The sequence below is a fragment of the Sphingobacterium sp. HSC-15S19 genome (assembly GCF_050433745.1).
Taxonomy (GTDB): domain Bacteria; phylum Bacteroidota; class Bacteroidia; order Sphingobacteriales; family Sphingobacteriaceae; genus Sphingobacterium; species Sphingobacterium siyangense.
Genome location: NZ_JBNPWQ010000069.1, coordinates 1 through 9,105, shown reverse-complemented (window position 1 = coordinate 9,105; position 9,105 = coordinate 1). Strand labels below are relative to the sequence as shown.

The window sequence follows — 9,105 nt, the reverse complement described above, 5'->3', positions numbered from 1 at the left end:
ATAAAATCTTCAATGAGAAAGAAGACGATTGCGTTAAAGTAGTTTTGAAACCCTAAGATAAATTTGCGAGGAAAAATCACGAAAAACGAGCAGGCCTGCTGTAAACATTAAATGATTTTTCCTCGCGGTTTATCGTTCGGTTAATGCGGATAGGCCTTTTCGCAAATCGCTAAAATAGCTTTGCAAGTATTCCTTCAAAGGTGACCAAAATATTTTCTCCATATTTTTGCTGTGCTTTGGCCCCTAAGAAATTTTTATTCAATTCTATTTTTTCGGAAACGATTATCTGCATTTTATAAGATATTGCAAAATATGCATACAACTTAAATTGTGACTCTTCCACTGGAGTTGCACAACCGGTAACACCTATACCAAAATCAGCATTGAACAAGTGTGATGCCTGCAGTGCCATATCTTCGGCGATCTGAGACGACACACAATCACATGCTCTGCCCTCATCCTTATCAGGTCACTCCAGGATAGTTCACCGTTTTTCACCCCTGGTGCCATAAAAGTTCCGCTCTCCAAACGTTTATAATACAACACAAAGCCACCCTTCTCCCAATGCAATAGCTTAACATGCGTACGACTACGGTTCAGGAAAACGAACACTTCACCACTGGTGGCCTGTCGTTGCATACCCGAACTGATCAGTCCGCAGAGTCCGTCAAATGATTTTCGCATGTCGCAAAAGCCGTCATAAAGGTAAAAACGGTGCGATGAACCAAGCGCAAACATCAGTATAGACGGATCAGCTGTGACACAAGGGCAACATCGTTTTCGATCTTGATACGCACACCATTGGGATAAATAATCTCAACATCGCTCTTTCCCCTCGCCTTATCAATTGTTATAAAGTTTCCGAGGCCTGCTGTGTCATTTTCTTTACTGCGCGAAAACCAATAATAAAAGGTCGCTTCGTTGATCCCATTTTCCGCGCAGTAAGCTTTCTTACTTTTTCCGCTCCGATGCCAGTCTGCTATCATAGACAGCATACGCTCGCGCTTTTCTTCTAAGTTGTTCATACAGCAAAGCTAAAGCCTAATGCGATCTAAGGCAATATGTACTTCATAGCACGGATACGCTTCCAGGTATTGATCTGCGTAGCTTGAACTTCATATTTAGAGGCAAGCTCATGAATCGTTTGCTGTTCCTTAATAGCTTCGATAGCGACTTTAGCTTTGAAGCTTGCACTAAACTTTCTTCGTGTTTTTTTTATCTATTAACTGCTAATTTAAACATTTAAACAGTTATCCAGTATTTGGGGAGTATCATAGGAGTCCCTAAATGAAAATTTTAAACCATATACAGTTTTTTTTAATGAGGTAGCAGAGGTGTGGCAGTTTTACAGTTATACAAGTAGGCTATTTCCAGAACCACAAACGGATTTAGATATAGTACTAAAAGAGTTAAAAGAATTGAAGTCAGATGTTAAAGTAAAAAACTAACCAAAGGATTTATATTTTAAAATTTATTAAATATAAAACTTATTGTTATATTGCAGATATAGAGCCATAATATTAATACGACATAATTAATTATACTTTGAATCAGACAGATTTTCTAAACACGTTAGCGCAAAAAGGCTATGATATAGGATTTGGAGCGAAGAAAAACTTTTCTTCATACGACATCCTTAATAAACTACCAAGTTGGGTAGGCTTTATTTCCCTAGTAGTTGGTATTGTTCAAATTGCATATGAGAATATACCATTCAATAAAGAATTATCTATAATTCTAATTTTTGCCGCGATCGGAATCCTCTATACAGAGGGATTTAAGAGCAAGATTGAAGATTTCCATAATGAAGGTGTAAGACTTACAATGCTCTACAACAGGATTAGAGATCTATATACAGAAGCTAAAGGAGATACGAATTTCAATTTTGTTAATTATGACCAGAGATATCAGGCGATATTAACTGAATTTTATAGTAATACAATTAGTAAGCAAGTATTTATGTCACAATGGTTTGCTCACTTTAAGTTCTTTGCCGAAATGCAGGTGGATTGGATTGAAAAGGAATTGAAGTTAAAATGGTATAAAGATAAAGTTCCGAACTCTTTAAAGACAACCGTATTAATTATCATCATAATCATTATAATTATTCTTATTTATGGATACAGCCCAAATATTCAGGGACTTTATAACCAATGTAACAGTACAAAATCAAACTAATATCGAAACCAGGTTTGGTGCAATCACAAAAAGGTTAAATTCAGATTTCCATGATTTAACTTCAGACATCGAAAATGGCATTTATGTGGGAAGTTATGGTCGAGATACAGCAATCCAGGGAATTAGTGATCTTGATTTACTATTTGTTCTTCCTGATCACCTATATCAGAAATACAATAGACGGGAAGGAAATGTTCAAAGTCAACTTTTACAAGATGTTAAGGCATCAATTGCAAAAACTTATTCTACGTCTAAAGTTAGAGGTGACGGGCAGGTTGTCGTTGTAGAATTTACGAATGATTACATCGAAGTATGTCCAGGATTTAAAGAAAGTGATGGAAGTTTTACGTATCCAGATTCTAATAACGGTGGAAAATGGAAAAAGACAAATCCACTTCCTGAAGCAAAGACGTTAAAAGAATTCAATGAAGAGTGCAATGGTAACCTTATTTATCTTTGCCGATTTACGAGGGCCTGGAAGAATAAATGTGGCGTAAAAATTGGAGGCTTACTTATTGATACTTTCGCATATAACTTTTTTACAGAAAACCCTGGTTACAAAGATTGTGAGCTGCAGCAATTTGATTTATTAGTACGCGATTTCTTTAAATACTTAAGTGAGGTAGATACGGAACGTAGATATTGGTATGCACCGGGGAGTAATCAACATGTCTATAAGAAGAACTCAAATTTTAAATCGAAGGCAAAAAAAGCTCTAAAGAATGTTCAGGAAGCCATCGATAAAAGAGAAAACGCGACTGTTTACGAAATATGGAGAAGAGTTTTTGGTAAGGCATTTCCTTATCCTCAAGCACTTAAAGAGGCTAGCTATAATTATTCAAGTACTGAAGAGTACATTGAACAACTATATCCACCTAATATTTCATACAGACTCCGAATTGATTGTCAAATTACTCAAGAAGGATTTAGATCAGAACTACTACGAACTATTAAATTTCTAAAAAAGAACAAAAAGCTTGTATTTTTTATCGATGAAACGGATGTTCCAAAACCATATAAAGTGCTTTGGAAAGTGAAAAATGAAGGAAAAATTGCCCACGATAGAATGTGTCTCAGAGGAGGAATAATCGATAGTAATATGACCGATGAACGTAGAAAAGAAGACTCAAATTTCGAAGGACCACATTACGTTGAATGTTATATTATAAAAGATGGATATTGTGTCGCACGCGACAGAATAGATGTTCCTATTAGTAACGTGTGAGGAAAAACAAATTAAACTAAAAGATCAAGATATATTCAATTCTATGAGACATCATTAGAAATTGAGGAATCATAGAATTGAATATCTAAAAGACCACGCGGGAATGTAACGTCAACTGTGTCATTGGATTAAAATCTTAAAAACCTCTTTCGAGTTTGAGTCTATCCCCAAATCTAATCGTTAGTTTGTACTAGAAATAAAAAGAGGACAAAAAACTAATATCTTGAAATACTATCTTGGCATAAAAAGCTCCATCTGCAGCGTTAACTTAGAAATCTAAAAAGGCAGAACCTAGTTTATATATTAAGGACGGCAGATTAATTGAGTCAAAGCCAGAGAGTATTTAGGGCAGAACCCATTATCACGATTTTAGCCACTCAATTTGGAGCATAAATTAATAATTTATGCAAGTATATGGAATAGATCTGTCAAAAGACAAGTTTGATGTAAACTTTATTGACGTAGACGGAAAACAAAAGAACAAAGTAGTGAAAAATGCGTTAGTAAGCATATCGAAATTTTTATCGACAATAGAGCCGGAGGCCGTGTTATGCGCAGAAAACACTGGAACTTACGGCGACTTATTAGTGTTCTTGTGCAATCAATATGATATTTCAATCGCATTGGTTCCAGGCTATACGATCAAACATAGTCTGGGTTTATTGAAAGGGAAATCTGATCCAATTGACGCTGGAAGGTTAAGAGAATATGGCGAGCGTTTCCAGGATAAGTTATCTTTTAAAGAATATCAAAATGAAAACATCTTGGAGCTAAAGCAGCTGTATACTCTTCGTAGTCAAATGGTCAAAGCTCGAAAAGAGCTACAGACAGGAGCCCATTCAAGGGCATTAATGCCAATGCAAAGTATATCGGCAAACACGCTGTTAAAAAAAGTAATAGATACACTAGATACTCAAATCATCGAGGTAGAAAATGAAATGTATAACATCATTAAGAATGATGTTAAGTTGGAACAAAATTATCTTCTTGCTACCTCTGTGAAAGGAATTGGACCTGTGATCGCTACAGATCTGATCATAAAAACAGGAAATTTCGAAGTGATTAATACAGCGAGAAAGGCAGCCTCTTATGCTGGAGTGTGTCCATTTCCTAACACATCTGGCAATATGGTGGGCAAATCCAAAACAAGTCCCTTCGCCGATAAAGACCTTAAATGTTTACTGTACATGGGGGCAAAATCGGCTATTAAACATAATAAGGAATATAACCTATATTATCAGCGCAAGAAGATGGAGGGAAAGCATTATTACTTAATCATGAACAATATAATGAACAAGTTATTGAGAACGATTTATAGCGTAGTGATCAGCAAGACAATATACAGTCCTGAGCACGTATGTATTGATCCAAGAGAAAAAAATAATATGGAAAGCTCCAGAAAAAGTGATGAAAAACTTGTTTTTTATTAGAGTATATATAAAGTTGGGAAATAGTCAAACCCCAGTTATGCATTGGCATCGTCCATTTTTTTGCGATATCCTTTATGATCAGATACATTAATTTCATTAGTGCCTGTTCAGAACTGAAAGCGCCTGTTCATTTTCTAGAGATTTCTCTCTAAGCCATAGGAATAAGTATTTTAAATTATTCAATTATTTTATGAAAGAAATACCTTATTTTGAAGATCTAAAGCAAATAATTACTGATGAGCTTTCAAAAACTTCATCAAGTGTATTTGCATATAAATTCAATAATACGTTAAGTCAGCCCGCCTAATCCAAATTTATGTGTTTTGTAGTATGATGGGAGTGGCTTTGCAGTTGATAAAATTTCAGTTGTCAACAAGCTAGTTTGTTTATTTCCTTCAAAATCAGGATAAATAATCAAACAATCTATATTTCGATCATCATTTATATCCAGCTCTTTCCGAACTTTATTCAACCTAGCATATCCTGCTACCTGTCGAATATCTTGATGCACCAAATTGGATCTGTATTGAAGCTTATACTTCGCATCGATGATCATAGAGTTATCCCCGTCCTTGATAAGAATATCCAGCGAATTACCATAAGTGGAATACTGATATTTAATCTTATCGGTATTATGACCATTGGCCTCCAAAAGTTTCTGGTATACATAAAGTTCAAACAGCCGTGGCATATCAATCCAAAACGGAGGAGTGTCTACTTCCTGCTTCTCCGCCGCTTGGCTAATATTATAAGCAAAGCGCTTAAGTATATACCCTCCGATCCGAAGTGCATCTTTATATTCTTTAAAAAATGGGTTGTACTTAAACTGACGTAAGACATCCTCCCCTTCCAGATTGCCTATATGCTCGAACGCTGGCCGGACATAATTAATAAGCCCTTCAAGCAATTTTTCATTACCTTGGAAAAGGCTGCTATGATTGCCTATATAAGCAATGGCAAATTGAAAAACCTTTTTCAGAAAGCGGTTTTCAGTATTATCATCTCCAAATACCTGATACTCACAATAAGTGTTGGTCAATCGATTTTTAAGGATATTATGCTTTACCTGATGCCCCACAAGGATCTTTCCTTTAACTCTGTTATTGAGGTTCTCACGCACCTTGTAATACGACTTCTTCAAGCCTTTGCGCACAATCTGCCTGAGCAGTTGCAGAAATTGTACCACCAAAAACGGCGTCAGGCTATCATCATCCTGATCGATTCGAATCATGGGGTCATCCCATTCGATTCGTATCAGCTCTGTACATTCTTTGGCAGCAACAGGATCTGACATTGCATCCAACAGCATCCGCAGGTAATTGACCTGTATTTTATTGGATTCGGCTGCTAATTCTGTGGTGTCTTCTGAATCCTCATATTTATATTCCTCAACATCGGCTTCCTTGTTGCTCAGCTCAGAAAAGCGTTCGATCACATATTTATTGAGCTTGGGAGCCACATGCACATATTTTTCACCAGGAATAAGCCAGTCCACGCCAACATAGTAATCGGCTGTGAGCTCAACCTTATTTTTTGACTTGATAATGTGGAAGCAATTATAATCCTGCCCTCGCCTATTTTTATATAAGCGAGGGATACAGGAAGACCATCTGGATAACTCGTTCGTCTCAACGGAATTTCCATCTGCATCGTATTGCTGCTCAAACAGAACATGCCTGACGTGCTCGTACAGTGAAATCTTCATCTGTTCAGAATTTATTTACCCGGAATTTCGTTTGGCAGCGCAAATACATGTGCTCGCGCCTCTTCATGAAGCACACCGTCCTTGATATATTCGAGCAGGATGGGTTTGATCTCATATTCCAGTCGCATGTCCATAGTTGCATCTTTCTTTTTAATAAAATAGGAATGACCGAGCCATACGTCTTCAGGGCGGAACTCACCTGAAAGATGGGCCGAGTTTTTGAGCAGTTCTCTATTTTTTGTGTAATCTATCGTCGGATCATAATCCTTAACAAACAGCTTGGACACCTTGTTGAATAATGCAGCGTCAAACTCGTCCTTCAGTTCAGGTTCAAGATTTTTTGGCAGCACATCCACAAAGGCAAACCGTCTACGGATGGCATAGTCAATATGGCCTACGCTCCGATCGGCTGTATTCATGGTGCCGATAATATACAGATTGTCAGGAAGACTGATTTTATTTGACCCGTCAACATGATACATGGACTCTACATCTTCACCACGGTACTCCAATGCATAGATAAGTTCGCCCAAAACCGCCGATAAGTTGGCGCGGTTGATCTCGTCCAGTATCAAGATATAATTTTGATCTGGATGAAGCGTGGCCTCATCAGCCATTAACACCAGCTGCCTATTTTTAGCCCTATATCCTAACTTATCTCCATTCACTTCAGATTCTATACCACGCACAAAATCTTCGTATGTAAAACTTGGATGGAACTGCATAATACGGAGACGGCTCGTATTACTGATATCTTCGCGCTGCTCCCGGGCATCGATCTGTTCATAGATGTATTTTGCAATAGCTGCTTCGTAAGAATCATTGCCATATCTAATGGATCCCACTTTGGACCAGAATTGCCCAGCATAATATTTGATAATGTTGGCAAAACTTGCCGGATATTGTTTACCTGTCTGGTGGGTCTTTACAGTAAAGCCATTTTCATTGACCTTGATAATCTCATAATCAGCGTAGTCAGACACGCTACGGAAAGTCTGGCCTTGTCTAACTATTGCCTTTATAGTCTCAACACTGATCTGATCAGGTTTATTAAAAATGGTGTCTTGGTCGGTTTCAAATAATACTTTTGCTAAATTTTTCGCAAGATGCGTTTTCCCTGTTCCCGGGGGGCCTTGTAGAATAATTTGCTTTTTGTATTTCAGAAGATTTATTAAGGGATCAGTAAGTTGATTTTCCATTTTTTCTACAGGTTTTATTTCGGTTGGCGTTCTGAAAGATACAATGGGGGTCTGATTGCCGACACTCGGATATTGGTAACCGTTCTGGAAAATAAAATTATCTGAACTTATTGGATCAATCTTATATAGCTTGCGCGCTAGATAGATAATTTTGGCTTTTTTTCCAGTGCCATCATAGTAATTTTCAAACTTATCACTATACCACTCAATATCTCCATATTGATCTTTCCATGCCGCTTCGTCGAGTTGCTTTTGATCAGTAACAAGATCTATGATTTCCGCTATATAATGTACATTATAGCGACTTGTATAAAATATTTTAAAACTGCCGTTCTCTACAAGGCATTCTCTGAGTAATTTAATTGTACCAGCGGTACCACTAGGCTTTTTGTGATTCCAGACAGCAACGTAATGTTCTTCGGTTTGGGATCTGGCTACTTCCTCTTGCCAGCCTGTTGAATCGGCAACCATCAAACCTATCAAACTTTCTGCCCAGTTATCTTTGATGAGGTAACAGATACGGCTCAATAAATGCGTATAATTTTGAGGGTTGTTGACCTCAAGCCCAAAATCCTGAAAATATTCTAGCAGCTCCTTGACGACTTCTGACTTCACATATATTTTGCCAAACAAGTTTTGCATCAACTGTTCACGGTGCGAATCACTGAGCATAGTAAAGTTTCCAACAGGATCTTCTAAGTAAGCTATCGCATTTTTCACAGATCCTTCAGGAATGGGGAGATCAAATTTATAGCAAAGTAATTGGTTCACCCAATTAGGCATCCTAACAGCAGCGGCAGCAAGAACACGCTTATCAGTATAAGCGTTTAATTCGTGCTTACGATATGCTCTGATGTCACAATAACTGATAACGGTAAAAAGTAACTTGAGAAAATCATGGTGTTCGGAGCCGTTGTCATACTCCTGTTTTAATAAGTGATAATCCTCCTTATTGTTTAAAAGAAATTGTTTTTGCTGCTCCGTCAACTCATACTGCAGTAAGCTATCCAGAGCATCTTTCGCTTTTTGAAAGTAAAAATTGGTATCCTCAATAATGTCCCTGCAGTATTCATTTGCATATGCCGCTCGAATGCTCAATTCTAATTCTTTTTTCATAAAATTTAAATAAATGGCTACGATTCCCAAAAGAGAGGGACAGACTTACCAAGACAAATAGATATGTATTCGATTTGAAGCTAAGTAGCACTTTTCACAATTAAATATAAGTAATTAAACGTAAAAATATTACACTTTATAATCACTTATTCACATCTGTCCTAAATAAATTTTAGGATTGGATTTCTGTGGTACAAGCATAGCTTTTTTCATCATTTCGATATTGACCCCTATTTTTCAATCTGCGAAGAT

Annotated in this window: 9 protein-coding genes and 1 pseudogene; 3 read left to right on the top strand and 7 right to left on the bottom strand. The window is 37.1% G+C overall.

Annotated elements, in window-relative coordinates; genetic code table 11:
* Nucleotides 1–169 precede the first annotated feature (169 nt).
* From L1283_RS27920 to L1283_RS27905, 4 genes are read right to left on the bottom strand one after another with little or no spacing between them, the layout of a single operon-like run.
* A complete protein-coding gene (locus L1283_RS27920) occupies nt 170–436 on the bottom strand; it encodes a CinA family protein (protein ID WP_312352117.1) in 267 nt (88 codons plus the stop codon).
* A complete protein-coding gene (gene tnpB, locus L1283_RS27915; protein ID WP_376747629.1) occupies nt 367–738 on the bottom strand; it encodes an IS66 family insertion sequence element accessory protein TnpB in 372 nt (123 codons plus the stop codon). The genes L1283_RS27920 and tnpB overlap by 70 nt, the downstream gene beginning before the upstream one ends.
* Complete coding sequence (tnpA, locus tag L1283_RS27910) at nt 738–1,025, bottom strand: IS66 family insertion sequence element accessory protein TnpA (protein ID WP_312351814.1); 288 nt, start codon at nt 1,023–1,025, stop codon at nt 738–740. The genes tnpB and tnpA overlap by 1 nt, the downstream gene beginning before the upstream one ends.
* A 26-nt stretch (nt 1,026–1,051) precedes the next feature.
* On the bottom strand, nt 1,052–1,219 hold the full coding sequence (locus L1283_RS27905) for a transposase (RefSeq protein ID WP_414711295.1): 168 nt from the start codon (nt 1,217–1,219) through the stop codon (nt 1,052–1,054).
* A gap of 326 nt (nt 1,220–1,545) precedes the next feature.
* On the opposite strand from L1283_RS27905, the gene L1283_RS27900 reads away from it, so the two are divergent.
* From L1283_RS27900 to L1283_RS27890, 3 genes are all read left to right on the top strand, one after another.
* The gene (locus L1283_RS27900; RefSeq protein ID WP_286775257.1) at nt 1,546–2,178 is read left to right on the top strand and encodes an SLATT domain-containing protein; all 633 of its coding nucleotides are present in this window, start codon (nt 1,546–1,548) and stop codon (nt 2,176–2,178) included.
* A complete protein-coding gene (locus tag L1283_RS27895; RefSeq protein WP_286775256.1) occupies nt 2,117–3,403 on the top strand; it encodes an SMODS domain-containing nucleotidyltransferase in 1,287 nt (428 codons plus the stop codon). Before L1283_RS27900 ends, L1283_RS27895 begins: the two co-directional genes overlap by 62 nt.
* 404 nt (nt 3,404–3,807) lie before the next feature.
* The gene (locus L1283_RS27890) at nt 3,808–4,833 is read left to right on the top strand and encodes an IS110 family transposase (RefSeq protein ID WP_286775255.1); all 1,026 of its coding nucleotides are present in this window, start codon (nt 3,808–3,810) and stop codon (nt 4,831–4,833) included.
* A 4-nt stretch (nt 4,834–4,837) separates the two neighbouring features.
* On the opposite strand, the pseudogene L1283_RS27885 reads toward L1283_RS27890, so the two are convergent.
* The 3 genes and pseudogenes from L1283_RS27885 to L1283_RS27875 all read right to left on the bottom strand — a co-directional run.
* A pseudogene (locus L1283_RS27885) lies at nt 4,838–4,957 on the bottom strand (IS256 family transposase); the annotation flags it as partial.
* Nucleotides 4,958–5,122: 165 nt separating this feature from the next.
* Complete coding sequence (locus L1283_RS27880) at nt 5,123–6,538, bottom strand: 5-methylcytosine restriction system specificity protein McrC (protein ID WP_286775254.1); 1,416 nt, start codon at nt 6,536–6,538, stop codon at nt 5,123–5,125.
* An 11-nt stretch (nt 6,539–6,549) separates the two neighbouring features.
* Complete coding sequence (locus tag L1283_RS27875) at nt 6,550–8,853, bottom strand: AAA family ATPase (protein WP_286775253.1); 2,304 nt, start codon at nt 8,851–8,853, stop codon at nt 6,550–6,552.
* Nucleotides 8,854–9,105 lie beyond the last annotated feature (252 nt).

Excerpts from the sequence above, each read along its gene's own strand:
- tnpB (WP_376747629.1), bottom strand. The coding sequence starts at position 738 with ATGTTTGCGCTTGGTTCATCGCACCGTTTTTACCTTTATGACGGCTTT.
- L1283_RS27875 (WP_286775253.1), bottom strand. The coding sequence starts at position 8,853 with ATGAAAAAAGAATTAGAATTGAGCATTCGAGCGGCATATGCAAATGAA.
- L1283_RS27890 (WP_286775255.1), top strand. The coding sequence starts at position 3,808 with ATGCAAGTATATGGAATAGATCTGTCAAAAGACAAGTTTGATGTAAAC.
- L1283_RS27895 (WP_286775256.1), top strand. The coding sequence starts at position 2,117 with ATGGATACAGCCCAAATATTCAGGGACTTTATAACCAATGTAACAGTA.
- tnpA (WP_312351814.1), bottom strand. The coding sequence starts at position 1,025 with ATGAACAACTTAGAAGAAAAGCGCGAGCGTATGCTGTCTATGATAGCA.
- L1283_RS27880 (WP_286775254.1), bottom strand. The coding sequence starts at position 6,538 with ATGAAGATTTCACTGTACGAGCACGTCAGGCATGTTCTGTTTGAGCAG.